The 24,811-nt window shown below is 72.1% G+C and carries 26 protein-coding genes; 10 read left to right on the plus strand and 16 right to left on the minus strand.

The genetic code is table 11. The features are described from left to right. The first annotated feature begins 146 nt into the window (after nucleotides 1-146). Both ygiD and MICAU_RS09530 read left to right on the plus strand, forming a co-directional pair. Nucleotides 147-992: a 4,5-DOPA-extradiol-dioxygenase gene (gene ygiD, locus MICAU_RS09525; RefSeq protein WP_013285082.1), complete on the plus strand. Its 846-nt coding sequence runs from the start codon at nucleotides 147-149 to the stop codon at nucleotides 990-992. Nucleotides 993-1,019: 27 nt separating this feature from the next. Further along, nucleotides 1,020-1,775 carry an ABC transporter permease gene (locus MICAU_RS09530; protein WP_030270936.1) on the plus strand — a complete coding sequence of 252 codons (756 nt, stop codon included), beginning with the start codon at nucleotides 1,020-1,022 and terminating at the stop codon, nucleotides 1,773-1,775. A 108-nt stretch (nucleotides 1,776-1,883) separates the two neighbouring features. Here the strand turns inward: MICAU_RS09530 and MICAU_RS09535 are convergent, their stop codons facing one another. Continuing rightward, on the minus strand, nucleotides 1,884-2,627 hold the full coding sequence (locus tag MICAU_RS09535; RefSeq protein WP_013285084.1) for an alpha/beta fold hydrolase: 744 nt from the start codon (nucleotides 2,625-2,627) through the stop codon (nucleotides 1,884-1,886). Between the two features lie 58 nt (nucleotides 2,628-2,685). Here MICAU_RS09535 and MICAU_RS09540 point away from each other — a divergent pair, with 58 nt between their 5' ends. Beyond that, nucleotides 2,686-3,642 (plus strand): helix-turn-helix transcriptional regulator, encoded by a 957-nt coding sequence (locus MICAU_RS09540; protein ID WP_013285085.1) that lies wholly within the window; start codon nucleotides 2,686-2,688, stop codon nucleotides 3,640-3,642. A gap of 58 nt (nucleotides 3,643-3,700) precedes the next feature. Here MICAU_RS09540 and MICAU_RS09545 read toward each other — a convergent pair whose 3' ends face one another. Together MICAU_RS09545 and MICAU_RS09550 are read right to left on the minus strand one after the other, a co-directional pair. Next, nucleotides 3,701-4,267 (minus strand): hypothetical protein, encoded by a 567-nt coding sequence (locus MICAU_RS09545; RefSeq protein WP_041798930.1) that lies wholly within the window; start codon nucleotides 4,265-4,267, stop codon nucleotides 3,701-3,703. A 267-nt stretch (nucleotides 4,268-4,534) separates the two neighbouring features. Then, nucleotides 4,535-4,936, minus strand: coding sequence for a nuclear transport factor 2 family protein (locus tag MICAU_RS09550; protein ID WP_041798932.1), 402 nt, complete (start codon nucleotides 4,934-4,936; stop codon nucleotides 4,535-4,537). Between the two features lie 80 nt (nucleotides 4,937-5,016). Here MICAU_RS09550 and MICAU_RS09555 point away from each other — a divergent pair, with 80 nt between their 5' ends. Both MICAU_RS09555 and MICAU_RS09560 read left to right on the plus strand, forming a co-directional pair. Continuing rightward, on the plus strand, nucleotides 5,017-5,784 hold the full coding sequence (locus MICAU_RS09555) for a helix-turn-helix domain-containing protein (protein WP_013285088.1): 768 nt from the start codon (nucleotides 5,017-5,019) through the stop codon (nucleotides 5,782-5,784). A 166-nt stretch (nucleotides 5,785-5,950) separates the two neighbouring features. After that, nucleotides 5,951-6,907 (plus strand): LysR family transcriptional regulator, encoded by a 957-nt coding sequence (locus MICAU_RS09560; RefSeq protein ID WP_013285089.1) that lies wholly within the window; start codon nucleotides 5,951-5,953, stop codon nucleotides 6,905-6,907. Here MICAU_RS09560 and MICAU_RS09565 read toward each other — a convergent pair. Genes MICAU_RS09565 through MICAU_RS09600 form a run of 8 tightly spaced genes read right to left on the minus strand, consistent with a single transcriptional unit; the run spans nucleotide 6,832 to nucleotide 15,007 of the window. Then, entirely contained in the window at nucleotides 6,832-8,067 is a 1,236-nt protein-coding gene (locus tag MICAU_RS09565; protein ID WP_013285090.1) for a vWA domain-containing protein, read from the minus strand. The genes MICAU_RS09560 and MICAU_RS09565 overlap by 76 nt on opposite strands. After that, on the minus strand, nucleotides 8,064-8,873 hold the full coding sequence (locus MICAU_RS09570) for an SRPBCC family protein (RefSeq protein WP_013285091.1): 810 nt from the start codon (nucleotides 8,871-8,873) through the stop codon (nucleotides 8,064-8,066). The genes MICAU_RS09565 and MICAU_RS09570 overlap by 4 nt, the downstream gene beginning before the upstream one ends. Beyond that, on the minus strand, nucleotides 8,870-9,739 hold the full coding sequence (locus tag MICAU_RS09575) for an AAA family ATPase (RefSeq protein WP_013285092.1): 870 nt from the start codon (nucleotides 9,737-9,739) through the stop codon (nucleotides 8,870-8,872). Before MICAU_RS09575 ends, MICAU_RS09570 begins: the two co-directional genes overlap by 4 nt. Next, complete coding sequence (locus tag MICAU_RS09580) at nucleotides 9,736-10,314, minus strand: nucleotidyltransferase family protein (protein ID WP_013285093.1); 579 nt, start codon at nucleotides 10,312-10,314, stop codon at nucleotides 9,736-9,738. The genes MICAU_RS09575 and MICAU_RS09580 overlap by 4 nt, the downstream gene beginning before the upstream one ends. A gap of 2 nt (nucleotides 10,315-10,316) precedes the next feature. After that, nucleotides 10,317-11,183, minus strand: a complete 867-nt coding sequence (locus MICAU_RS09585) for an XdhC family protein (RefSeq protein ID WP_013285094.1) — start codon at nucleotides 11,181-11,183, stop codon at nucleotides 10,317-10,319. A 13-nt stretch (nucleotides 11,184-11,196) separates the two neighbouring features. Then, the gene (locus MICAU_RS09590; RefSeq protein ID WP_013285095.1) at nucleotides 11,197-13,587 is read right to left on the minus strand and encodes an aerobic carbon-monoxide dehydrogenase large subunit; all 2,391 of its coding nucleotides are present in this window, start codon (nucleotides 13,585-13,587) and stop codon (nucleotides 11,197-11,199) included. Further along, a complete protein-coding gene (locus tag MICAU_RS09595) occupies nucleotides 13,584-14,132 on the minus strand; it encodes a (2Fe-2S)-binding protein (protein WP_013285096.1) in 549 nt (182 codons plus the stop codon). The genes MICAU_RS09590 and MICAU_RS09595 overlap by 4 nt, the downstream gene beginning before the upstream one ends. Nucleotides 14,133-14,134: 2 nt before the next feature. Continuing rightward, a complete protein-coding gene (locus tag MICAU_RS09600) occupies nucleotides 14,135-15,007 on the minus strand; it encodes an FAD binding domain-containing protein (RefSeq protein WP_013285097.1) in 873 nt (290 codons plus the stop codon). A 116-nt stretch (nucleotides 15,008-15,123) separates the two neighbouring features. Between MICAU_RS09600 and MICAU_RS09605 the strand changes: the two genes are divergently transcribed. Next, nucleotides 15,124-16,197: an XdhC family protein gene (locus MICAU_RS09605; RefSeq protein WP_013285098.1), complete on the plus strand. Its 1,074-nt coding sequence runs from the start codon at nucleotides 15,124-15,126 to the stop codon at nucleotides 16,195-16,197. Between the two features lie 20 nt (nucleotides 16,198-16,217). Here MICAU_RS09605 and MICAU_RS09610 read toward each other — a convergent pair whose 3' ends face one another. Continuing rightward, on the minus strand, nucleotides 16,218-17,321 hold the full coding sequence (locus MICAU_RS09610; protein ID WP_013285099.1) for an FUSC family protein: 1,104 nt from the start codon (nucleotides 17,319-17,321) through the stop codon (nucleotides 16,218-16,220). A 270-nt stretch (nucleotides 17,322-17,591) separates the two neighbouring features. Here MICAU_RS09610 and MICAU_RS09615 point away from each other — a divergent pair, with 270 nt between their 5' ends. From MICAU_RS09615 to MICAU_RS09625, 3 genes are all read left to right on the plus strand, one after another. Further along, nucleotides 17,592-18,353 carry an ABC transporter ATP-binding protein gene (locus tag MICAU_RS09615; protein WP_013285100.1) on the plus strand — a complete coding sequence of 254 codons (762 nt, stop codon included), beginning with the start codon at nucleotides 17,592-17,594 and terminating at the stop codon, nucleotides 18,351-18,353. After that, a complete protein-coding gene (locus tag MICAU_RS09620; RefSeq protein ID WP_013285101.1) occupies nucleotides 18,350-20,821 on the plus strand; it encodes an ABC transporter permease in 2,472 nt (823 codons plus the stop codon). The genes MICAU_RS09615 and MICAU_RS09620 overlap by 4 nt, the downstream gene beginning before the upstream one ends. 93 nt (nucleotides 20,822-20,914) lie before the next feature. Then, nucleotides 20,915-21,892, plus strand: a complete 978-nt coding sequence (locus MICAU_RS09625) for a phosphotransferase family protein (RefSeq protein WP_013285102.1) — start codon at nucleotides 20,915-20,917, stop codon at nucleotides 21,890-21,892. Between the two features lie 38 nt (nucleotides 21,893-21,930). Here the strand turns inward: MICAU_RS09625 and MICAU_RS09630 are convergent, their stop codons facing one another. Further along, nucleotides 21,931-22,344 carry a nuclear transport factor 2 family protein gene (locus tag MICAU_RS09630; protein WP_013285103.1) on the minus strand — a complete coding sequence of 138 codons (414 nt, stop codon included), beginning with the start codon at nucleotides 22,342-22,344 and terminating at the stop codon, nucleotides 21,931-21,933. 96 nt (nucleotides 22,345-22,440) lie between these two features. On the opposite strand from MICAU_RS09630, the gene MICAU_RS09635 reads away from it, so the two are divergent. Then, nucleotides 22,441-23,295, plus strand: coding sequence for an aldo/keto reductase (locus tag MICAU_RS09635; RefSeq protein ID WP_013285104.1), 855 nt, complete (start codon nucleotides 22,441-22,443; stop codon nucleotides 23,293-23,295). Nucleotides 23,296-23,404: 109 nt separating this feature from the next. On the opposite strand, the gene MICAU_RS09640 is transcribed toward MICAU_RS09635, so the two are convergent. Genes MICAU_RS09640 through MICAU_RS09650 form a run of 3 tightly spaced genes read right to left on the minus strand, consistent with a single transcriptional unit; the run spans nucleotide 23,405 to nucleotide 24,756 of the window. Continuing rightward, complete coding sequence (locus MICAU_RS09640) at nucleotides 23,405-24,211, minus strand: aminoglycoside adenylyltransferase domain-containing protein (RefSeq protein ID WP_013285105.1); 807 nt, start codon at nucleotides 24,209-24,211, stop codon at nucleotides 23,405-23,407. After that, the gene (locus MICAU_RS09645; protein WP_041798935.1) at nucleotides 24,198-24,533 is read right to left on the minus strand and encodes a hypothetical protein; all 336 of its coding nucleotides are present in this window, start codon (nucleotides 24,531-24,533) and stop codon (nucleotides 24,198-24,200) included. Before MICAU_RS09645 ends, MICAU_RS09640 begins: the two co-directional genes overlap by 14 nt. Before the next feature lie 13 nt (nucleotides 24,534-24,546). Beyond that, the gene (locus MICAU_RS09650; RefSeq protein WP_013285106.1) at nucleotides 24,547-24,756 is read right to left on the minus strand and encodes a hypothetical protein; all 210 of its coding nucleotides are present in this window, start codon (nucleotides 24,754-24,756) and stop codon (nucleotides 24,547-24,549) included. Nucleotides 24,757-24,811 lie beyond the last annotated feature (55 nt).

Here is a 24,811-nt window from a genome sequence, read left to right on the forward strand (position 1 = left end):
TCCGGAGGAGCGTGATTCCGGCCGGAACCGCTGCCAGGTGGCACTATCGTGACCCTCAGGTCCGGCAGGCCGCGCCGTGCGAACCGGTCCTCCCAGGGAGGGAAGTTCACGTGCCTTCAGACGTACATCCGGGCTCGGAGGTCTTGATGCCCGCGGCGTTCCTGGGCCACGGCAACCCCATGAACGCCCTTGAGGTCAACCGGTACACCTCCGCGTGGAGAGCCTTCGGCGCAGCGGTGCCGCGTCCCCGCGCGATCCTGGTGGTCAGTGCCCACTGGTACATCAACGCCACGGCCGTCACCGCGATGCCCCGGCCGAGGACCATTCACGACTTCTACGGGTTTCCGCAGGAGCTGTTCGAGGTGCAGTACCCGGCGCCCGGGCTGCCCGAACTGGCTGAGGAGGTCAGTGACGTCGTCCATCCGACCTGGGTCGGGGCGGACGTCGACAGCTGGGGCATCGACCACGGCACCTGGTCGGTGCTGATGCATGCCTTTCCGGACGCGACGATTCCCGTCGTCCAGCTCAGCATCAACGCCGACAAGCCGATGGACTACCACCTTCAACTCGGCGCCCGGCTCGCTCCACTGCGCCGGCGTGGAGTGCTGATCGTGGCGAGCGGCAACGTCGTGCACAACCTGCGCGGCATGGACTGGGCGCTGGCCGACGACGGCTTCGACTGGGCGAGACGCTTCGACGAGGACGCCAAGGCCCGGATGCTGACCGACCCGGGCGAGTACGCGACCCTCGACGCGCACGGGGACTTCCGCCGTGCGGTACCGACACCGGATCACTTCATCCCCGCGTTGTACCTCGCCGGCCTGGCCGCCGCCATGGACACCCCCGACACCGAGGTCCTCGTCGACGGCTACGCCTACGGCTCGCTGTCCATGACGGCCTACACCCTGGGCATGTCCTGTCCACCGGCTGCCGGCCGGGGCGGATCCCCGCAGCCACCGCCCGGCCTGCCGCCGGACGGCTCCAACATCTGAGCAAGCGCCGGCTGGTCGAATGCTCCCATGGATCAAGGTGCAGTCGCGGTGGGTCCGGCGCTCGCCGCCGTACTCGTCGTTCTCGTGCTCGTCGCCGTGGCAACGGTGCGGGCCGGTCGGCTCGGCCACGCCCGTGGCATCGCCACGGCGGCGCTGCGCGCGGTGGTGCAGTTGTGCGCCGTGGCGCTGCTCATCACTGCCGTCCTGCGGTCGTGGTGGGCCAGCGCCGGGTTCATCACGCTGATGATCCTGGTCGCGGCGGCGACCTCCGCGCGCCGGGTCAGCTCCCTTCGCCTCGGCTGGCCGGTGCTGGCGCCGATCGCGGTCGGCGCGCTCCCGGCCTCCGCCCTCGTCGTGGCCTCCGGCGCGGTGCCGCTGACCGAGGTCGCGGTCGTTCCGATCGCCGGGATCCTCATCGGCGGGGCGATGACGGCCACCTCCCTGGCGGGCCGCCGCGCGTTGGACGAGCTTCGCGACCGCCACGGCGAGTACGAGGCGGCCCTGGCGCTGGGCCTCGTGCCGCGGGATGCGGCGCTGGAGATCTGCCGGCCCAGCGCGGGGCATGCGCTGGTGCCCGCGCTGGACCAGACACGCACCGTCGGCCTGGTCACGCTCCCCGGCGCCTTCGTCGGCGTGCTGCTCGGCGGCGGCACACCCGTCCAGGCCGGGGCAGCCCAGCTACTGGTCCTGGTCGCGCTCCTGGCCGTCGAGGCGATCGCCGTCGCGGTGACCGTCGAGCTGGTCGCCAACGGACTGCTTCGCCGACCGGGCCCTGCCGTCTAGGTTCCGCTTCGACGTCTGACCGCCTGGCCGGGAGAGAACCCGAAGACGGGATGGTTCCCCCGTGCCGGTGCCCGGGTGACCTGGGTACGGTCGCCCGGGCACCGCGGGCTATGCCGTCGGCCTGGCTTCGTGCAGGATCCGGGCCAGCTCGGCCGGCCGGCTGAGCATCGGCCAGTGCCATGTCGGCAGTTCCTCGTACCGCCACGAATCGCCGGCCATGTGCCGGCACAGCGGCATGGTGGCGGCCATCTCGCGTGCCTGCTCGGCGGTGAAGCTCGACAGCACGCCGAGGCGGGGCAGCTTCTCCCACGCCCCGGTGAGCCGCACCGGGGTGGTGGCAGTCGCCCACGGCTGGGCCACCGACCGCTCAGCGAGCAACGCGACGACCGATTCATCCACGTCTGCTGCTCCCGCCGCCAGCTCGGCCCACGGCGGGGGCGGCAGCCGCCAGCCGTCGCCGTGTTCGGCGACCACCGCCGCGTTGCGTTCACGCTCCGGGGGCGGGCTGAAGTCGTCGTTCGCCGCCCCGTCGGGCAGCGGGCCGGTGTCGACGAAGACCAGTTGGGCGATGCGGTCGGTCATGCGGTCGGCAACGGCTGTCGTCACGACCGCGCCGGCGTAGCTGTGCCCGACGAGCACTACGTCGTGCAGGTCCTCGTAGCGCAGCAGGTTGACCACGTCGGTGACGTGGACGTCGAGGTCGGTGTCCGGGCGGGCCAGGTGGGCGCGTTCGCCCAGGCCGGTCAGGCTCAGCGGGTGCACCTCGTGGCCGTGCCTGCGCAGGGCGGCGGTGACGGGGCGCCAGGCCCATGCGCCGAGCCAGAACCCGGGAACCAGTACGAAGGTCGTCATGCATGACACGCTACGATCGATACCGGACAGGTTCCGCCCGGATTAGGAGTGGGGATTTGTGACCCGGCCGACCGCGCGCGTACTGGCGTTGCTGGAGATCCTCCAGGCCGGCGGCGGCTTCACCGTCGCCGACCTGGCCGGTCGGCTGGGCGTCGACGAGCGCACGGTCCGCCGATACGCCGCGCACCTCGCCGACCTGGGCATCCCGGTCGAGGCCCGGCGCGGTCGCTACGGCGGATACCGGCTCGCGCCCGGATACAAGCTGCCGCCACTCATGCTCACCGACGAGGAGGCGGTCGCCGTCATGCTCGGGCTCGTGGCCGCCGGCCGGGCCGGGCTGGTCACCGCCGAAGGCGCGGCCGCCGAGAGCGCGACCGCGAAGATCCGCCGGGTGCTGCCGGCCGTTCTCGCCCGGCGGATCGATTCGCTGCTGGAGACAGTGGACTTCACCGCACGGGTCCGGAAGCCCGCCCCGGCCGGCATCGAGGTGCTGCTGGTGCTCGCCGAAGCGGCCCGACATCAGCAACCGGTGAACATCACCTACACCACCTGGCGCGGCGAGTCCGGCGAGCGCCGGCTCGACCCGTACGGGCTGGTCTTCCACGCCGGCCGGTGGTACGTCACCGGCCACGACCACAACCGCCGGGCCGTACGGACGTTCCGGCTCGACCGCGTCGGGACGGCCCGCCCCGCCCCGGGCAGGTTCGACATCCCAGCCGGCTTCGATCCCACCATGCAGGTCCTCGCCGGTCTGGCAGCAGTGCCGTACGCGCACGACATCTCCGTGGTGCTGCACACCAGCCTGGAGCAAGCGCAGCGACGGATCCCGCCCTCGGTCGGCACGCTCACCGAGGTTCCCGGCGGAGTACGCCTCACCGCCCGAGCCGAACGGCTCGACGGTGCGGCACAGATGCTCGCCGGGCTCGGCTGGTCGTTCACGATCGACCGACCGGACGAACTCAAGGACGAGGTACGCGCCCTGGCCGCCCGACTGCTCACCGACGCCGACGCTTGAGGCTCGGTAGTGGTAGTCAGAGCCGCCTCGGCCCAAGTGCGGTTGGCGCGCGGCTGGGTCAGGCCGGCGGATCATCTCGGAAGAGAGCTTCCCTCAAGCCTCGGCCTCCCCAGCGGGTGGCGACGAGTTCGGGTCGAGGACGGGTCGGCTCGGGCACCCCTCGGTGCGGTCTGGTGTCGGGCGCAGGACGGTCCCAATCGGCGATCAGCGCGAAAGGATCGGTCACGCGGTCCGGTTCATCCTCACACCGCTCCCGGACAACCATCGCTGGATGGAAGCGCAGTTCCTGCGCCATCCCGCAGTCGTCGGCCCGCGAGGCGACCACGGCCCCGCAGCCTCGACAGGCGACGCAGGGGATCCATCCCACCATCGACCAGCAGCCCGTGCGGACACGGTCATGGACGAAGCGTGTCCCGCGTACGTCACCGGGTGAGAGGACGAAGGTGCCGGTGAGCTGATCACGGCCGTAGGCGGCCTCGTCGATCGCGTAGGCGCCCGGGTCGAGGAGCGGCGGGTTCACGTGGTGGCAGTCCAGGACCGACCAGTGCGGCGGCGCCGGCAGTTCCACCAACCGGACCGGGACGCTCAGCTTCTTCCCGCAGCTCGCACACCGAAAGCGCTCCACTGCCGCAGTGTGACATCGCGGCCGAGCGACGGCATCCGGGATGTGCTTTCCTCGGCGGGCTTGACCCAGCTGGTCCTCGATACGCCCGGCGCGTCGCCGATAGGCTCGCGGCATGTGGACCTTCCGCAGTCCCCAGCTGGTTCTCTTCAGCGACGATACCCGCGAGGACCACGGCTTGGACCCGGTCGCCGAAGGCCAGCGCGTCGCGGTCGTCCTCTGGACGGATGACACCACCGCGGCCTACGAGGGCCTGGTCGCAGGCGGAGCTCATGCGCGTGGCAGGTGCTGAGCAGGTTTCCACCACGCGAGGTTGGCGGTCACGTGGGCCACCGGCTCGATGATCTCCCACGCCTCGGCGATCAGCCCGTCGTCGATCCGCCAGATGTCGACGACCGCGATCTCCGGTCCTGCGCCGGGAAGCCAGCGCCGCGAGTACATCACGACGTGATCGCCGTCGGCCAGCACCTGATGGATCTCGACCTGCATGTCGGCAAGCGGTACCAGTGCGGCACGGACGGCGGCGAGCCATTCCACTTTGGTCGACGTGGTCGTACCCGGCCTGTGGTGGACGAAATCATCACTCAGGAACGGGGCGAGCGCATCGACGTCACCCGTCTCGATCAGTCCTGCCAGCGCCCGTCGGACGATGCTCTGGTTCTCCGTGGTCATGGATGCAGTGTTTGCGTGACCGCTTCGATTGTCGATGAACTCGGATTTCATGGCGTCCGACTCGACGATGAGTACGCTCCATGATCGTGCACACGGTCGGGGAACTCTTGCGGCAGTGGCGGCAGCATCGGGGACTCAGCCAACTGGATCTCGCGATCGCTGCGGACGTCTCGGCTCGTCACGTCAGTCTGGTCGAGACCGGTAAGTCCAAGCCGAGCTCCGACATGATCCTTCGACTCGCGGATCAGCTCCACGTGCCGCTGCGTGATCGCAACCGGCTGCTGCTCGCCGGGGGTTTCGCACCTCGGTACGCCGAGAGTCCGCTCGACCACAACGCACTGTCAGCCGTCCACGACGCTGTCCGGAGGGTGCTCCGCGCCCACGAGCCCTACCCGGCGGTGGTCTTCGATCGCCGGTGGAACATCGTGACGACCAACCGCGCTGTCGACCCGTTCTTCGCACAGGTGGCTCCTGACCTGCTGCGACCGCCGGTCAACCTGGTACGGCTGGGACTGGATCCGCGCGGTCTCGCGCGCATGGTCGTCAACCTGGCCGACGTGCGCGCGGTGTTCCGCACCCGGATCTCACGCCAGCTCGCAAATGCTCCCGACCCTGAGCTCACCGCACTCTACGAGGAACTGTTGGCGCCCGAGCCGGAGAACACGTCGAGTCAACGGATCGAAGCGGACGTCGTGATACCGATGATCCTTCGCGTCGGCGGACGAGAGCTGCGGCTGTTCTCGACCATCACCACATTCGGCACCCCGATGGACATCACGATCGACGAAATCGCGATCGAGTCCTACTACCCGGCCGACGCGGAGAGTGCCGCCTACTTCGCGACGTAGCGTACTGTCAGCCGCTTCTGAGTCGCGGGCGCTCACCCCGCGTACCGGCCGGATCGCCCCGAGGTGCGCTGTCCCTGGCGGCGGGGCAATCGGCGGGGAATGATCGGGGTACACCGCGGGCTGCCCGCAGCAGTCCACGGCGCCGCAGAAGGGCGGGTCGACGCCGATGACTCCGACGCAGCTACGGGCCTACGTCGCTGTCGTCCGGCTGGGATCCGTCAAGCAGGCAGCCGCGCAGCTGGAGGTCTCCGAGTCGGCGGTCTCGCTGCTCATCGCCCAGCTACGGCGGGAGTTCGGAGACCAGTTGTTCAGCCGGACGGCGGCGGGGCTGGCCTTCACCCCCGGCGGGCTGCGGCTCGCCAGCCGCGCGGCCGAGATGCTGGGCCTGCAGGACCGTACGGTCCTGGAGGTCAGTTCGGCGGCACACGGCCGCCGGATGCTGCGGGTCGCCGCGTCCAGCGAGTTCGCCGAGTTCGCCGCGCCGAGACTGATCGAGCTGTTCGCCAGACGCGCCGCCGACCTCGACATCGAGCTGAGCGTCTGCGACCCCGGCTCCTTCGAGTCGCTGCTGCTGACCCGGGCCGCGGACATCGCGATGGGGCCGCTGCCGCCGGTGGCCGAACCGGCGATCTCCTGCCGGCCCATGATGAACTACCGGCTCGTGACCGTCGTCGGCCCGGATCATCCGCTGGCCGGTGTGCCGGCGTCACCGGGGCAGTTGCGCGACCAGACCTGGCTGCTCGGGCCTTCGGCCACCAACACGCTGGGCGCTGTCCCGGCGATGCTGCGCCGGCTCGGCGTACCCGAGGAGCGGCAGCAGATCTTCCAGAGCCACGCGGCGGCGTTGGGTGAGGCCCAGCGCGGCCGGGGGATCGCGCCCGCGCTGTCGTTCACCGTCGCGCCGGACGTCCGCGGCGGCCAGCTCGTGGCGTTGTCCGGGCCGCACGCCACGGCCGAGGCGGTGTGGCATTCGCTGGTACTCGTCACCCCCGGCACTCCGTCCGTGGCAGCCGAGCTGTGCCGCTTCGCGTCGACGCCCCGGGCGATTCAGGCGATGATGCGTGGCGTGGGCGTCGCGGTGAACCATTTCCGGCCCTCGGTGCACGTGACGCTCTGGAGTTGACCGGCGGCGTCCAGCAGGTCCCGGAACGTCGCGGCCGGCAGGAGCCGGTCACAGTAGGGCAGGGCCGCGGCCATGCCCGCCACCAGGGGAGCGAAGCCGGGGGCGCCGGCCCGCGGGTTCAGCCAGACGATCCGGTGGGCGCGGCGGCTCAGCCGTGCCATCACGGCGGCGAGCTCGGCCGGCGGGTCGCTGTCCCAGCCGTCCGAGCCGATCAGCACCACCGCCCCGCGAACCGCGTCGCCGTGCGGGGACGCGAGCAGGCCCCGCAGGTTCGTCGCGATGCGCGTACCCCCGAAACGGTCGGTCACGGCGGCGCCCGCGTGCGCGATCGCCGCGGACGCCGACGTGTGCCGCAGCGCGACGGTGAGCCGGGTGAGCGTCGTGGCGAAGGCGAACACCTCCGCGTCGGTGGTCATCGCGAAGGCCCGCAGCAGGTGCAGGTACGCGTGGGCCTGGGCCCGCATCGACTCGCTGACGTCGCACAGCAGCACGACCCGGCGCGGCCGGCGTAGCGGCCGCTCGCGGACGACCTCGACGGGCTCCCACGCGGTGCGTCGGGCGCGGGCGATCGTCGGACGCAGCGCGACCCGCCGCCCGGCCGGGCCTACGGCGTGCCGCCTGGTGCGCCGGGACGGCCAGCGTGCGACCGCCTCGCGCAGGGCCTCGCCGAGCAGTGCGAGCTGGGCGTCGTCGAGGTCCTCGAACGGCCGGTCGGCGAGTCCGGCGAGGGCGCTGGGCCGTCGCTCGGGCAGCCGCACTCCGGCATCGGAGGGCTCCGCCTCGGCGACGGGCGCCGGCAACGTCGCCCACGGCAGCCCACCGCCGTCGCCGGTGGCGTCGGTGTCGGCGGGCACCGGCAGGTGCACGTCGTCGCGAGCGCCCGGCGGGGCCGCCGACCGGGTGAGCGGCAGCGGCGGCGCGTCGGCGAACACAGCGGCGAAGACGCTGTCGAAGGCGGCGAGGTCGGCGTGCCGCCGCACGAAGCTGATCCGGGCGGCCCAGTAGAGCGCGGTCGTCTCCCCGGGTGTGCACACGCCGAGCGCCCGGACGAAGTCACCGGCCTCGGTGAGCCCGGCGGGTACGCCGGCCCGCCGCAACCGGTCGGCGAACGCCGTCGCGAAGGCCGCGCGGTCGACGCCGCGCAGCAGACCGTGCCTCACCGGCGTGCGACCCACCAGGCGATCACCGCACCGACGACGACGATCCCGACGAGCACCGGCACGAGGCGCTTGACGACGGCACCACCGGCGACGCCGAGCAGGTCCAGCGTCTCCGATTCGGCGCTGCTGCCGGCATCCGGTCGACCGGTGGACGCCGAGGCGGCCACGGGGGTGCCGGCCACGGTGGACCCGGGCGGCGTGGCGGACGAGGGCGAGGCGGTGTCGGGCGCTGCCGCCTCGGCCGCGAGGGTACGAGCCGCGGAGGCGTCGGGGCCGGTCGCGGCGGCGACTGCGGGTGCGGGCTCGGGTGCGTCAGGCGCGGTGGCCTCGTGCGGGTCGCCGGCCGTGCTGTCGCCGGTCCTCTCGGCCGCCAGCCTCGCCTCGAGGTTGGCGACGAACTGGGCGAGCAGCTTGCCCGACACCTCTTTGATCATGCCGCTGCCGAACTGGGCCAGCCGCCCGGAGATCTTCAGATCGGTGTCCACGCTGACGACGGTGCGCTGATCGTCCGGCCGCAGTTCGGCGGTGACCAGCGCGGACGCGTTCGCCGCCGACCGCCGGTCGCGGCCCTTCGCGTCGATCACCCCCCGATAGCGACTGTCGTCCTTCTCGACGAAACGTGCGGTGCCGGCGAACTCGGAGACGACCGGACCGACCTTGACCTTCACCGTGCCCTGGTGGACGTCGCCGTCGACGCCGGTCAGCCGGGCGCCCGGCAGGCACGGCGCGATGCCCTCCAGGTCGGTGAGGATCGCCCATGCCCGCGCGATCGGGACGTCGACTGTGAACTCGTTGCTGATCTTCATGCCGGCCTCTCCTGGTGTGCGCCGAGCGCGGCGGCGACGGCGGCGCGGTCGTCGGGGGTCTTGGCGATGGTGCCGATGGTCCGGACGACGTCGTCGGCGGAGAGGTCGGCGGCGCCGAGCACTGACAGCGCGGCTACCCAGTCGATGGCCTCGGCCATGCCGGGTGCCTTGTCCAGGCCGAGGGCGCGTACGTCGCCGACGAAGGCGGTCGCCGTGCGGATCAGCCCTTCGGTGGCGCCCGGCACGGCCCGCCGGACGATCTCGGTGGCGCGGTCCATCTGCGGGAAGTCGATCCAGTGGTACAGGCAGCGGCGGCGCAGTGCGTCGTGCAGGTCGCGGCTGCGGTTGGAGGTGAGCACCACGACCGGCGGCGTGGTCGCGGTGAACGTACCCAGCTCGGGGATGGTGATCCCGGACTCGCCGAGGAACTCGAACAGCAGCGCCTCGAACTCGTCGTCGGCCCGGTCGATCTCGTCGATCAGCAGCACCGGCGGGACCGGCCCCGGGTGGCGTACCGCCCGCAGGATCGGCCGTTCCTGCAGGAACTCCGCGGCGAACAGGTCGGCGTCGGTGAGCGGGGCGTGCCGGGCCTCGGCCAGCCGGATGGCGAGCAACTGCCGCTGGTAGTTCCATTCGTACAGCGCCTCGCCGGGGGTCAGGCCGTCGTAGCACTGCAACCGGATCAGTGTCGTGTCCAGCGCCCGCGCCAGCGCCTTCGCCGCCGCGGTCTTGCCGACGCCGGGCTCGCCTTCGAGCAGCAGCGGCTTGCCCAGCTCCAGCGCGAGGAAGACGGCCATCGCCATGCCGTCGTCGGCCAGGTAGTCGACGGCGTCCAGCCGGCGCCGCACGGCCTGCGGATCCTTCACCGCGCCTCGCCCGAGAGCAACCGCCGGTAGTCCGCGCGGGTGTCCACGTCGATCGGCACCGGCCCGTCCACCGGTATCTCCGTGACCGGGTGCCGGCCGGAGTGCAGCAGCTTCCACACCGCCTTGTCACCGTGCAGGACACGCAGCTCCGGCAGGACGTCACGGGCGAACCAGAACGGGTGCCCCAGGCCGTCGGCGTACCGGCACACCGCGAGCGGGGTGGTCGCCGCCGCGACCCGGCGTACGTCGGCGGCCCGTACGCCGGGCTGGTCGCCGAGCAGGAGCACGAGCCCGTCGGCGCGCGGGTCCACCGCCTGCGACGCGGCGCGGACCGACGATCCACAGCCCGTGCTGAACTCGGCGTTCTCGACGACCTGGACCCCGGTCAGGTCCACCCGCTCGCGGACCAGGTCGGCGGCGCCGCCGAGGGTCACCAGCACCTGGTCGAAGGCACACGAGCGGGCCAGGTCGAGGGTGGCGTCGAGCAGCGTCCGCCCGCGGTACGGCAGCAGTTGTTTGGCCTCGCCGAGGCGCACCGAGGCCCCGGCCGCCAGAACCAGGCCGGTGACGAACACGGCTACGCCGCCACGTGCCGGTCGCGGCAGCCGGGGCAGCAGAACCAGTGGTCGGTGCCGCCGATCCGCACGTGCGGGGTGTCCGGCCCGACCAGGACTGTCATCCCGCACACCGGGTCGACTGCCTGCTGGGGGAGCGCCGCGGGTGGTGCGGGGGAGGAGGCGAGGCCGTCCACCCGGAGTGCCCGCACCACCTCGGCCATGATCGACAGCGCGATCTCCTGCGGTGAGCGCGCCCCGATCTCCAGTCCGGCCGGGGTCCGGACCCGGGCGCGCTCCGCGTCGGACAGCGCCAGTTCGTCGAGCACCGCCGCGCCGCGGGTCCGGCTGGCGACCAGCGCGACGTGCCCCACTCCGGCGTCCAGCGCGGCGCGGACGGCGTCCTGTTCGCCCTTGCCCAGGCCGGCCACCACGACCGCCGTCGCGCCCGAGTGGTCACCGGACGTGGCCACCTCGAAGTCGAGGAAGGCCGCCAGGGTGGCCACCGCCGCGCTGATCGGCGTGTCGCCCACCAGACCCAGCACGGGTACGGGCAGCACCGGGCGCAGGAAGATCTCGAGCGCCCCGCCCGAGTGGCACGGGTTGACCACGACCCGCGCTCCCGGCGTGTCGGGGAAGGCGGGCGCGCCGTCCGGCAGGACCCGCAGCAGCAGCGCCTTGCCGTCCCGGAGGGCGTCCAGGGCGGCCGCCCGCACCGAACTCTCGGCGCACATCCCGCCGACGAAACCGTCGATGGTGCCGTCCGGCAGGATCACCGCGTCGTCGCCGGGCCGGGCCGACGTCGGGTCCTGCGCCCGGACCACTGTGGCGTGCACGAACGGCGCGCGCGAGACGGTCAGATCACGCGCACGGCGGGCGATAGTCGTCATGGGGCCACCTCCCCTAGATCGGCGGGCGGGCGTTGCCGCGCATCGCGTCCCAGACGCGCGACGGCGTCAACGGCATGTCGGCATGCCGTACGCCGAAGGGTTCGAGGGCGTCGACGACCGCGTTGACGATCGCCGGCGGGGAGCCGACGGTGGCCGACTCGCCCACGCCCTTCGCGCCGATCGGGTGGTGCGGGGACGGGGTGACGGTGAAGCCGGTCTCCCAGTCGGGCACTTCGAGCGCGGTGGGGATCAGGTAGTCCATGAGCGACGCGCCGAGGCAGTTGCCGTCCTCGTCGAACGCGATCATCTCCATCAGGGCCATGCCGACTCCGTCGGCCAGACCGCCGTGCACCTGCCCCTCGATGATCATCGGGTTGATCCGGGTGCCGCAGTCGTCGACGGCGATGAACCGCCGCACCTTGACCTGCGCGGTGCCGGGGTCGATGTCCACCACGCAGATGTACGCCCCGTGCGGATACGTCAGGTTCGACGGGTTGTAGCAGATCTGCGCCTCCAACCCGCCCTCGACGCCCTCGGGCAGGTCGCCGGCGCCGTGCGCGCGCATCGCGATGTCCTGGATGGTCACGCTCCTGCCCGGGTCGCCCTTGACCCGGAAGGAACCCTTGTCCCATTCCAGATCGGCGACCGAGACCTCCAGCATGCCGGAGGCGATGATCCGGGCCTTGTCGCGGACCTTGCGGGCGACCAGGGCCGCCGCGGCACCGGAGACGGGTGTGGACCGGCTGCCGTACGTGCCGAGACCGAACGGCGTGTTGTCGGTGTCGCCGTGCACCACGTCGATGTCGTCCGGCGGGATGCCGATCTCCTCGGCGACGATCTGCGCGAACGTCGTCTCGTGTCCCTGGCCCTGGGACTGCACGCTGAGCCGCACCACTGCCTTGCCGGTCGGGTGTACGCGCAGCTCACAGCCGTCGGCCATGCCCAGGCCGAGGATGTCCATGTTCTTGCGCGGGCCGGCGCCGACGGCCTCGGTGAAGAACGCGACGCCGATGCCCATCAACTCGCCCCGGGCCCGCTTCTCCTGCTGCTCGCGCCGCAGGTCGGCGTAGCCGGCCATCTCCATCGCCAGCCGCATGGTCGGCTCGTAGTCGCCGGAGTCGTACACCCAGCCGGTCTTCGTCGTGTACGGGAACTGCTCCGGGCGGATGAAGTTCTTCAGCCGCAACTCGGCCGGGTCCATGCCCAGTTCGTCGGCGAGGCAGTCGACGATCCGCTCGACGAGGTAGACGGCCTCGGTGATGCGGAACGAACAGGCGTACGCCACACCGCCCGGCGCCTTGTTCGTGAAGACCGCCGTCATCTTGCAGTACGCGGCCTCGATGTCGTAGCTGCCGGTGAAGACCCCGAAGAAGCCGGCCGGGTACTTCACCGGCGCGGCGGTGCCGTTGAAGGCGCCGTGGTCGGCGAGGACGTTGGTGCGGATGGCCAGGATCCGGCCGTCACGGGTCGCCGCGATCTCACCACGCATGATGTAGTCGCGGGCGAAGCCGGTGCTGATCAGGTTCTCGAAGCGGTCCTCCATCCACTTCACCGGCTTCCCGGTGACGATCGACGCGACGATCGCGCAGACGTACCCCGGATAGATCGGCACCTTGTTGCCGAAGCCACCGCCGATGTCCGGCGAGATCACCTGGATCTTGTGCTCGGGGATGCCCGCCACCAGGGCGTAGAGGGTGCGATGCGCGTGCGGCGCCTGCGTGGTGGACCAGAGGCGCAGCTTGCCGTCGACGGCGTCGAAGTCGGCGATCGCCCCACAGGTCTCCATCGGCGCGGGGTGCACCCGCGGATAGACCAGGTCCTGGCTCACCACGACGTCCGCGCGGGCGAACACGGCCGCGGTGGCCGCCTCGTCACCGGTCTCCCAGTCGAAGCAGTGGTTGTCGGTCTTGCCGTCGAGATCGTCGCGGATCACCGGGGCGCCCGGTTCGAGCGCGCGGCGGGCGTCGACGACCGGATCGAGGACGTCGTACTCGACGTCGATCAGCTCCAGCGCGTCCCGCGCCGCGTACTTGTCCTCGGCGACGACGAACGCCACCTCCTGGCCCTGGAAGCGCACCTTGTCGGTGGCTAGCACGGCCTGCACGTCGTTGGAGAGCGTCGGCATCCAGGCCAGACCCTGCTCGGCCAGCATCGCCCCGGTCACGACAGCCTTGACGCCGGGTGAGGCCTCGGCGGCGCTCGTGTCGATGCTCAGGATCCGCGCGTGGGCCACCGGCGAGCGGAGGATGGCCAAATGCAGCATGCCGGGCAGCCGGACGTCGTCGACGAACCGGCCCCGGCCGCGTACGAACCGCGGATCCTCCTTCCGCAGCATGCGGCCGTAGCCCACCGGCTTCTGGTCGTTGTCGTGGAAGGTGTCCACGCGCTCGTGCACAGTCGTCATACGACGCTCCCGGCGGGCCGGCCGGCGTTGTCGATCTCGCCGGCTTCGCGTGATTCGGTGGTCTCGGTGACCGCGGCGGCCGCGTTCGCCTCGTGCACGGCGGCCCAGCGCACCGAGCGCACGATGGTGGCGTAGCCCGTGCAGCGGCAGATCTGACCGGAGATCGCTTCGCGGATCTCCGCCTCGGTCGGGTCCGGGTTGCGGTTCAGCAGCGCGCGAGCCGTCATCATCATGCCGGGCGTGCAGAAGCCGCACTGCAGGCCGTGGCACTGGATGAAGCCCTGCTGGACCGGGTCGAGCTCCGCGCCCTTCGCCAGGCCCTCAACGGTACGCACCTGGTGTCCGCCGGCCATCGCGGCCAGCACGGTGCACGACTTCACCGGTTCGCCGTCGAGCCAGACGACGCAGGTGCCGCAGTTGCTGGTGTCGCACCCCGCGTGTGTGCCGGTCAGGCCCAGCACGTCGCGCAGGAAGTGCACAAGCAGCAGGCGGCCCTCGATCTCCCGGGTGACCTCGACGTCGTTGACGGTCATGGTGACCTGCATGCTCAGCTCCTCGCCCGTTCCACGGCCCGGCGCAGGGTCCGTCTGGTCAGCTCGTCGGCCAGGTGCCGCTTGTAGTCCGCGCTGCCCCGCTGGTCGGTGGCCGGATCGCAGCTGCGCGCGGCGATCGCGCCGGCCTGCGCGAAGAGGCCCTCGCCGGGCTCCTGCCCGCGCAGCGCCGCGGAGATCTCCGGGATGCCGGTGGTGTTCGGACCCACAGCGGCCAGCCCGACCCGGGCGTCGGAGATCACGTCGCCGTCGAGCCAGACCGCGGCACCCGCCGAGACCACCGCCCAGTCGCCGGCCCGGCGCTCCACCTTCTCGTAGGCGCTGCCGCAGCCGGGCCGCACCGGCAGCCGGATCTCGACCAGGATCTCCCCGTCGCCGACGGCCGTCTCGTACGGCCCGACGTGGAACTCCTCCATGGACACCACCCGCTCGGCGCCGCCCGGCCCGCGGATCACGCAGCTCGCGTCCAGGGCGGTGCAGACCGCGGACAGGTCTTCCGACGGGTCCGCCTGGCACAGGGAGCCGCCCAGTGTGCCCCGGTTGCGCACCACCGGATCGGCGATCACCCGTTCGGCGTCGGCGAAGATCGGGAAGGCCGCCGTCAGGGTGGCGGACTCGAGCAGTTCCCGATGCCGGGTCAGCGCACCGATGCGTAGCTCGTCCGGGCCCGCCTCGATGTAGCCGAGCTCGTCGTGGAGATCGTTGATGTCGATGAGATAGTCGAAACTGGCCAGCCGCAGCTTCATCATCGGCAGCAGGCTGTGCCCGCCGGCGATCAGCCGGGACGTGCTGCCCAGCCGTTCCATCAGGCTGATGGCATGGTCCACACTGGTTGCTCGTTCGTACTCGAACGGGGCCGGCACCTGCATATCGCACCTCCGGAAGTCGTCAATGTGGTGCCGGTGCCCGCGGAAGTCAACGCCGACCTAAGCAAGTCCTTAGGTCGGCGTTGACGGTGCCGCTGCTGCTCACGGATCGTGCGGCAATGCGAGACATCGTCGACGGCTTGACCGCGTGGCGTGCCGCCGGCGTCCGGTTCGCCGTCGCGACAGTCGTGCGGACCTGGAAGTCGGCGCCCAGACCGCCGGGCGCGGCCATGGCGGTCTGCGCCGACGGTGAGGTCGTCGGCAGCATCTCGGGAGGTTGCGTCGAGGGCGCGGTGTACGAGCTCTGCCAGGAGGCCATACGCACCGGCCAGGCATGCACCGAGACGTACGGTGTCGGCGACGACGACGCCTTCGAGGTGGGGCTGACCTGCGGCGGCACCATCGAGGTCCTGGTCCAGCCGGACGTCGTCCTGACCGAGCCGGACGCGGTGCTCGCCGCGATCCGCGCGGGTGCGCCGGTGGCGACGGCGTCGGCCGGGACGGCCCAGATGGTGGTCTGGCCCGACCGGGTGGCCGGCACCCTCGGCGACGCCGACCTGGACCGTGCGGTGGCGCGGCAGGCCGAGGGCATGCTCGCCCTCGGCACCACCGGAACCGTTCGACTCGGTACGCGCGGGCAGCAGCGGCACGACGAGGTGTCCGTCTTCGTCCAGTCGTACCTGCCGCCACCACGGATGATCGTCTTCGGCGCGATCGACTTCGCCGTCGCGGTGGCCCGGATCGGCCGCTTCCTCGGCTATCACGTCACGGTGTGCGACGCCCGTCCGGTGTTCGCCACCCGCAAGCGGTTCCCCGATGCCGACGACCTCGTCGTCCAGTGGCCGCACACGTACCTGGAGTCGACAGCAGTCGACGAGCGGACGGTGCTCTGCGTCCTCACCCACGACCCGAAGTTCGACGTCCCGCTGCTCGAGGTCGCCCTGCGCACCCCGGCCCGCTACATCGGCGCGATGGGCAGCCGCCGCACCCACGCCGACCGGCTGCGCCGCCTGCGCGAGACGGGTGTGGACGAGGCCGCCCTCGCCCGGCTCTCCTCACCGATCGGACTCGACCTGGGGGCGCGGACGCCGGAGGAGACCGCCGTGGCGATCGCCGCCGAGTTCGTCGCCCTGGCCGCGGGAGGGTCCGGCCGGCGGCTGACGGACCTCGACACCCCGATCCACCACCGCTGAGCGGACCAGCGGCGGACGTGTCACCCCCGGCTCAGGCCGAGCGCCTCGTCCACCCGGTCCAGCACCGCCACGTCGTCGTGGCCGACACCGCGCAGCAAGTCGATCGCTGTCGCCCGGATCTGCCCGACGATCATGGTGACCGGCAGTGGCGGATCGGTCCGCAGCAGGCCCGCGGCGATCCGGACCGCCTCCAGCGCCGCCGCGTCAGCCCGCTGCGCGTGCCGGTCGGCGTCCGCGCCGGTGAGGTCGTGGGCCATGGCCTCACCAGCCGACCGTACGGCGGAGGTCAGCGCGCCGATCGCGGCGGCCAGCTCCGGCGGCGTGGCGGTGTGCCGGCGGGTCAGGGTCACACCGGCCCGGGCCAGCACCCGGATGTTGCGGGCGGCGTAGTCGAGCTGCCGCAGCGTGGCCTCCACCTCGGCGAGCTTGCCCAGGTGCCGGCGGCGCAGTCCCAGCCGCAGCGTCTCACCGGTGGCGAGCACGGCGGCCTGCATCTCGGCGACGCAGTCGTCCACCTGCCGCGCCCGGTCCAGCGCGGCGCGGGCGGCGTCCTCGTCGCAGCCCCGCAGCGCCGCGTTGACCTGGTCGAGCAGGTCGGCCAGGTCGGTGTAGCTGCGCCGGGCCTGGGCCACCAGTGGTGCCAGCGGGTCACGGGCGGCCATCAGCTGGCTGGCGGCAAGCGCCACGGCGCCGCCGATGAGCGCGTCGACGAAGCGGAACGGCATCAGCGTCCCGTTCGGCGCGGAGACCACGACCAGGTACATGGCCGAGACGGTGGCCTGCACGACCAGGGCCCGGCGGGCCCCGATCACCACGAGCGTCGTGGTGGTCAGCAGCAGCACCAGCAGGACCGTCTCGGTGCCCGGGCCCAGCGCGTACACCAGCAGCTCCGCGACGAGCACGGCTGCTGCCACGGCGAACAGGATCTCGACGGTCTGCCGCAGCCGTCGCCCGCGGGACTCGCCGAGCACGACGAGCGCGGCGGTCGGCGCGAAGAACGGGTCCGGGTGCCGGATCACCACCGCCGCCACGATCCACGCGACCACAGCGGCGGCGGTCAGCTCGACCACTGTCATCCCGTCGCCGCGCAACCGCGCGACGGCGTCGCGTACCCAGGTCCGCACCGGTGGTACCCCTCTCGCCGGGCAGGCCGGGACCGGCCGCCGATCGATCTTCCGCGAGGAGGCCCACTACCCCGGCTGTGACCTGCTCAATCGCTCGGGCGGCGGGCGGCAGGTGGAACGGACGACGTGCCGGCCGGCGAGCGCCCGGGCCGGTGGTAGCGCCTGCTGTACCCGGATCGGGCAGCCCGCTGGATGGTCGCCGTTCCTCCAGGTCAATAGCGTTTCTGGTGCGCGCAGTTCCTGCCGATGACACGGAGAGAGGCCACCAGAATGCCGGACCATCCGGGACGCACCATCGAACCGGCGGTACGTGTCGAACAACTCACCCGCGTGTACGGCACCGGCCGCAACCAGGTGACCGCGCTCGCGGGCGTCGATGTCGGCTTCGGCCGGGGGACCTTCACCGCGGTGATGGGCCCCTCGGGCTCCGGCAAGAGCACGCTGTTGCAGATCGCGGCCGGGCTCGACCGCCCCACGAGCGGTCGGGTGATCCTCGGCGGCACCGACCTGTCCGGGCTGTCCGAGACGCGCCTGACCGAGCTGCGTCGTACCCGGATCGGGTTCGTCTTCCAGGCGTTCAACCTGATCGGCGCGCTCACCGTCGAGGAGAACCTCGTGCTGCCCCTGCGTCTGGCCGGCGTCCGCCCGGACCGGGCCTGGCTGGCCCACGTGGTCGAGCGGGTCGGCCTCGCCGACCGGCTGCACCACCGGCCGGCGGCGCTGTCCGGCGGCCAGCAGCAGCGGGTGGCGATCGCCCGGGCGCTGGCCACCCGCCCCGAGGTGATCTTCTCGGACGAGCCCACCGGCGCCCTCGACTCGCGGACCGCGGCGGAGGTGCTGACGCTGTTGCGCGCGGTCGTGGACGAGCACGGGCAGACGGTGGTGATGGTGACGCACGACCCGATCGCCGCGTCGTACGCGGATCGGGTGCTCGTGCTGGCCGACGGTGCGATGGTCGCCGACCTCCCGCAGCTCGGAGCCGTCCGTATCGCCGAGCACCTGGCCTCGCTGGACGGGCGGGTCCTCCGATGACCGGCCTCGCCGCCCGCCTGCTGCGGCACCGCACCGGCCCCGCCGCCGCGACCCTGCTGGCCCTGATCGCCGGCGTGCTGATCCTGGTGGCGATGGGCACGCTCGTCGAGTCAGGGCTGCGGTTCCGCCCGGAGCCACGGCTCTGGGCGAGCGCCGACGTGGTCGTCGCCAACCGCACGATCAGCCACACGTTCCGCGAGTTCGACGGTGACACCACCACGAGCACCGTGACGCTGCCCGAGGGCGGCACCGTGGACGCCGACCTCGTGGACCGGATCCGCCGGGTGTCGGGCGTCACGGCAGTCACCGGCGACCACGCGGTGCTGATCGGCTCACCCGCGGCCGTGGGACACGGCTGGGACACCTACGCCTTCACCGGCCGTTCCCTCGCCGCCGGTGCCGCGCCCCGCAACGACGACGAGGTGGTGGCCGACACCCGGCTCGGCGTGACGCCCGGCGACCGCATCGCGCTGGTCGTCGGCGGGATCAGCCGGTCGTACCGGGTGAGCGGAACCGCCGAGACCGGTTCGGCGGCGGTGTTCTTCACCGACGCGCAGGCCGCCCGCTTGTCCGCGCACCCGGGCCGGGTGGACGCGATCGGCGTACGGACGGCGCCCGGCGCCGACCTCGGCGCGGTGCGGGAGATCGCGTCGGCGGCCGGTGCCACGGCGTACGCCGGAAAGGACCGCGGGAAGGCCGAGCAGCCGGAGAACCGGGCCGCACAGAGGTTGCTGGTCGAGGCCGGGTCGGCCTTCGGGGGGTACGTCGTCCTGCTGATCGTGTTCGTGGTGGCCGGCACCATCGGGCTGTCCGTCCGGCACCGTCGGCGTGACCTGGCGTTGCTGCGCGCGGTCGCCGCCACGCCGGGGCAGGTGCGCCGCATGCTGGTCGCCGAGGCCACGCTGCTCGCCCTGGCCGGCTCCGCGATCGGCGGCCCGGCCGGCCTGCTGGCGGCCCGCTGGGTGCACGGCGAACTGGTCGGGCGGGGGTTCGTGCCGGCCGGCTTCCCGATGGTGGGCGGTCTGTTCGCGGTGCCCGCCGCCATCGGTACGGCGGTCCTCGTGGCGGTGGTCGCCGCGCTGATCGCCGCACGCCGGGTCACCGCCATCAAACCGATCGAGGCGCTCGGCGAGATCGCTGTCGAACCCCGGCGCAGCGGCCCGGTACGGCTGATCGCCGGCGTGCTGACGCTGATGGCGGCCGGCAGCTCCGGAGCGTTCACGCTCGGCGCCGCCGGGTCGGCCGGGGCGCTGGCCGGCGCGGTCGGCATGCTCTACCTGTTCGTCATCGCGGTGGCGCTGCTCGCACCGATGATCAACGCGTACGCGGCACGCCTGCTCACCCCGGTACTGCCGCGGATCTGGCGGGCCGGCGGCTACCTGGCCGCGGCCAACCTGCGGGCCAACGCGCAGGGCATGGCGACGGTCCTGACCGCCCTCGTGCTGTCCGTCGGGTTCGGCGGTTCGGTCTGGTTCCTGCAGAACAACCTGGAACGGCAGGCCACCACGCAGAGCAGCGCGGGAACACTCGCCGAGCGGGTGCTCGTCGCTCCGGGTGGACTGCCCGCGGACGCGGCGGGGGAGATCCGCGAGCTGGACGGGGTGCAGGCGGCCACCGGGGTACGCCGCACCCAGGTCGTGGTGCGGGCGCTCGGCGGCATCGAGCCGGTCGGCGCGCAGTCCGTCGACCCGGCGGGCGTCATGTCGACGATGGACCTCGCCGTGCGCAAGGGCACCCTGGCAGACCTGCGCGCCGGCACCGTCGCCCTGTCCACGACGCAGGCGTCCTCGTCCGGCTGGGACGTCGGCGACAAGGCGGAACTCTGGCTGGGCGACGGCACCCCTGTCACGTTGGACGTCGTCGCGATCTACGACCGTGGCCTCGGCTTCGGCGACGTCACCCTGGCTGCCGGGACGGTCGCCGGGCACACAGCGGGGAACACCGTCGACGAGGTCCTGGTCCGCGGCGGCCCGGACGCCGGCACCGCGTTGGCTGCGTGGGCGGCGGCGCGGCCCGGCGCCGAGGTTCTCAACGCCGCCACCCGTACGCGCCTGCTCGGCACCGATCTGGCGCTCGGCGCCTGGCTGAACCGGCTGCTGATCGGCGTGATGGTCGGGTACGCGGCGCTGGCGGCGGCCACCACGATGGTGATGGCGGCGCTGGCCCGCCGCCGCGAGCTGGCGCTGCTGCAACTGGTCGGGGTCACCCGCCGTCAGATCCGCGGGATGGTCCGGGCCGAACAGGCCGGGTTGCTCGGCACGGCGGTGCTGATCGGCGCGACGATCGCGGTGCTGACGCTGAGCGCGATCGTCAACGGACTGACCGGCAGCCCGATCCCGTACGTGCCGCCGCTCGGGTGGGCGGCGGTGCTCGGCGGTACGGCACTGCTGGCGTCGGTGAGCACGGTGTGGCCCGTCCGGCGGCTGCTCAGCGCTCCGCCGATCGACAACATCGGCCTGAAGGAGTAGGACCGGCGGCGGGGCGGGTCCGGTGCGTCAACCCGGTTGTGCGCCGGTGCCCGGCCTGGCAGCCTGGCCGCTTCGGTCCGACGAGAGGCGGCCATGACGAGGACATTCCTGCAACCGGATGACCTGCACGACCTGGTGTCGGACCAGTTCGGCTCGGACCGGCGGCTCGCTGCCCTGGACCGGCTGACGGGCGGCACCAAGAAGGGCGTCTACCGGCTTCGGCTGGACGACCGGACAACCGTGATGCTGTACGTGTGGGCCGCGAGCGAGAACTACTGGCCGCCGTCACCGGCGGTCCCGGACGACCCGTTCACGGATGCGTCGGGCGCGGATCTCTTCGCCGCCGCCCACGCGGCGCTCACCGGGGCAGGAGTGCGTGTCCCGCATCTGTTGATGATCGACCGGGACGGCCGTCACCTCGACGCCGACATCGCGCTTGTCGAGGACGCGGGCGCGCTGCGGCTGGAGGCGTTGGTGGAACACGATCCGGCCGCTGCCGTCACGCCGCTGTCCGCGCTCGGTGACGCCCTGCGCCGCATGCACACGGCCTTCGGGCCGCACTTCGGAAAGGTCGCGGCCATCGCCCGAGGTGAGGCATCACAGACGCGACGCACCGAGGACGTGATCGTCGACCGCGCGCTCGGCCACCTCGACGCGGCAGCGGCCCGCGACGCCCGGCTGGCCGATGCCCACCACCGGGTCGGCGCCCACGTACGCCACCTCAGGAGCGCGGTCACCCCACGCGAGGAGTACGGGCTGGTGCACGGCGAACTCGGCCCGGATCACGTGCTCGTCACACCGGCCGGTGAGGCCGTCATGATCGATTTTGAGGGGCTGACGTACTTCGACGTCGAATGGGACCACGCCTGGCTGCAAATGCGTTTCGGCGAGACATACCCGGCGCTGCGCCCGGTCGCTCTCGACCCCCACCGGCTGGCGCTCTACCGATACGCGCAGACGTTGTCCTTGATCGAAGGGCCCCTGCGGATCGCGGACACCGACTTTCCGGATCGGAAGTGGATGCTGGATCTGGCCGAGTGGAACATCACCAAGGCACTCGCCGCGATCTGACGGCAGCCCGGCACCACGGGACCGTGCGCGAGGGTGTCTCAGCCGGCCGGACCGACGTGTGCCGCGAGCAGGCGCCACCCCTCGTCCTCGTCGAGGATCCACGTGCGCGTGTAGCGGACCCGGGCGACGAACGGCTCGCCGGCAAGGGTGCCTTCCAGCGTGCCGAGGAACCACGTCACCCCGGTGCCGCCGACGGCGAGCACGGCCAGGTCCTCCTCGTCGACCCGGGTCATCGTCTGCTGGCCGGATCGGTGCGCGTGCAGGTCGTCCTGCTTGGAGTAGAGACAGCCGTCAGGCCCGGTGAACACGAGGCGGTCGTCGATCAGCCGATCCAACTCCGCGACGTCGGAGGACAGCTGGGCACGTTGAAGACGCCGTTCAGCGGCGCGTAAGCCCTCGACCCCGGCGAGATCCGCGCCGCCGTTCCCCGTGGGAAAATCATCGTCGTTCACTGTAGATAACCTAACAGCGATCTCCGGGAACCGGTATCGGGCGGATGACCGCCTGTGCAGGTCAGCGGGGATGGCTAGGTTCGCCCGGTGCCCAACATGATTACTGCGGCGTCCGCAGGCACCTGGACGCTCGGCGACCTGACCGTCAACCGGATCGGATTCGGCGCGATGCGCCTGACCGGCAACCGCGGTGTGGCGAGCGACCGCGAACGCGTCATCGGCGTGCTGCGCCGGGCGGTCGAGCTCGGCGTCAACCACATCGACACGGCGGCGTTCTACTTCTCGCCACTGCGGTCGGCCAACGAGCTGATCAACACGGCGCTCTCGCCGTACGCCGACGAACTGGTCATCACCACGAAGGTCGGGCCGGGTCGCGACCCCTCCGGCGAGTGGCTGCCGCTGGCCCGGCCCGACCAACTGCGCGGACAGGTCGAGGAGAACCTGCGCCAACTGGGCCGTGACCACCTGGACGTCGTCAACCTGCGCCAGAACGGGCTGGAGTCGGTCGCGGAGCACTTCGGCGCGCTGGCCGACCTGCGGGACGCCGGGCTCATCCGCCATCTCGGCCTGTCGAACATCCGTCCGCAGCACCTCTCGCAGGCACAGGCGATCGCCCCGGTGGTCTGCGTGCAGAACCCGTACGGCGTCGACACCCGACGTGTGCACGACCAGCTCGTGCGCACCTGCGGGGAGCAGGGCGTCGCCTTCGTGCCGTTCTTCGCGATCGCCGGCGACGGACGTGAGGCAGGTGGCGTGGCCGGCAACGAGGCGGTGGCGGCCGTCGCCCGGGCGCACGGGGCGACGCCGGCGCAGGTGCGCATCGCGTGGACCCTCAGCCGCGGGCCGCACATGCTGGCCATCCCCGGTACGGGCGACCCCGACCATCTGGTCGAGAACCTGGCCGCCGGGGCGCTGCGCCTGTCCCCCGAGGAACTGGCCCGGCTCGACTAGCGGCGCCCTGCCACGAGTCCACGACCCTCGACGGAAGGTCTCACCCTTTGCCGGCAGCGGTTACGTCGGCGTTCCTGGCCGGGATGGCCCTGATCGCCGTGAAGGCCGTCTAGCCCGCCTGCTTCGTCGCGGCGTCGCAGTCCAGCTCGCGCCACGGCCCACCATCGGTCGGGGCCAGGATGGCGGCGCTGAGTTCGGTCACGAATGCCCGGACCTCGTCGAACCGGCCGGGATCGGTGTCCTGGCCGGAGTCGTACCACCAGTCGCGCGCCCAGGCGATGAGGTCCGCCCATCGAGGGCAGGCGGTGATGGTCTGCTCGGCGGCCTGCCGCTTGGACAGTTGCCGGCCATGGCGCAGGCGCTGGTACGCCCGGCAGAGCGTGAGCACCGCGTACGACTGGGCTCCAGGTGGGGTCATCTCGAGCACCCAGGCCGGCCAGTCGCGGACGTGGTCCAGCAGAGCCGCGCTGACGAGGCCGGGGTCGGCGGCGGGGAGCAGCTCACCGGCCGGCGGTCCCAGCAGCGTACGGCCGTGGTCGTGCACGGCGGGCCAGGTCACGACGCGGTGGGTGGTGGCGGGCAGCAGGTGCAACGACTCGCCGGGACTGATCCGGGCGATCACGTGATCCCGGCCGGGATCGGCGCGCACCGCGTCCAGTGACACGTACTCCACCTCGATCCGGCCGGCCCACTGCGGGTGCCGCCGGTCGAGGTCGGAATGCAGTTCGGCGAGTACGTCGAGGAGCTTCTCGTCCGGATCGTCGGTGAGCACCGCGAGCAGGTCGAGGTCGCTGCGGTTCACGGCGAAGTCGCCTGCCACCAGCGAGCCGTGCAGGTACAGGCCCAGGAGCCTGCCGGCCAGCGCCCGGCGCCACGCCTCGCGGAGATCGGAGAGAACCATGTCAGGTGGGACCACCAGGTGATCCTGTACCGCGGCCCGCCTGGCCGCCATCGAGTAAGTCGACCCGTCCACGCCGGCAGTACGCCGAGGCTCGGCTGACCCCGGCATCAACCACCTCGGACGGCACGCTTCTGCCATGGCAGTCATCGAGGTGGACAGCCTCGTCAAGCGCTACGGCGAGCACACCGCTGTGGACGGCGTCAGCTTCGCCGTCGAGCAGGTCGAGATCGTCGGCATCGACCCGCAACACGACAACGGGAAGCTGCGGGAGCTGCTCGGCGCGCAGCTCCGGCGGCTCTCCGGCGGGCAGAAGCAGCGGCTGTACGCGCAACCGCATGCGCCGGTCGCGGCTACGTGCTCGGCGGGTTGCGGTGCCGCTCCGCGAGACCCGATGTGGCCTGCCGCTGCGCGTCGTGCCGGTGCTGGTCGGCGGCGGCCCGGCGGACCGCAGCCGAGTCCTCGTCCGACGGGCGCCTCGACCGGTCGCGCCGGGCGACGAAGACGACGAGCGCGAGCAACACCACCGCGGCCACCGCGAGCGACACCACAATCGTTCTCATGCCGTCGACGCTACGGCGTGCAGGCCAGCTTCGGCGTGGTGAAGCTGAGGGGCTG

The sequence above is a fragment of the Micromonospora aurantiaca ATCC 27029 genome (assembly GCF_000145235.1).
In the GTDB taxonomy this organism is placed as follows: Bacteria; Actinomycetota; Actinomycetes; order Mycobacteriales; family Micromonosporaceae; genus Micromonospora; species Micromonospora aurantiaca.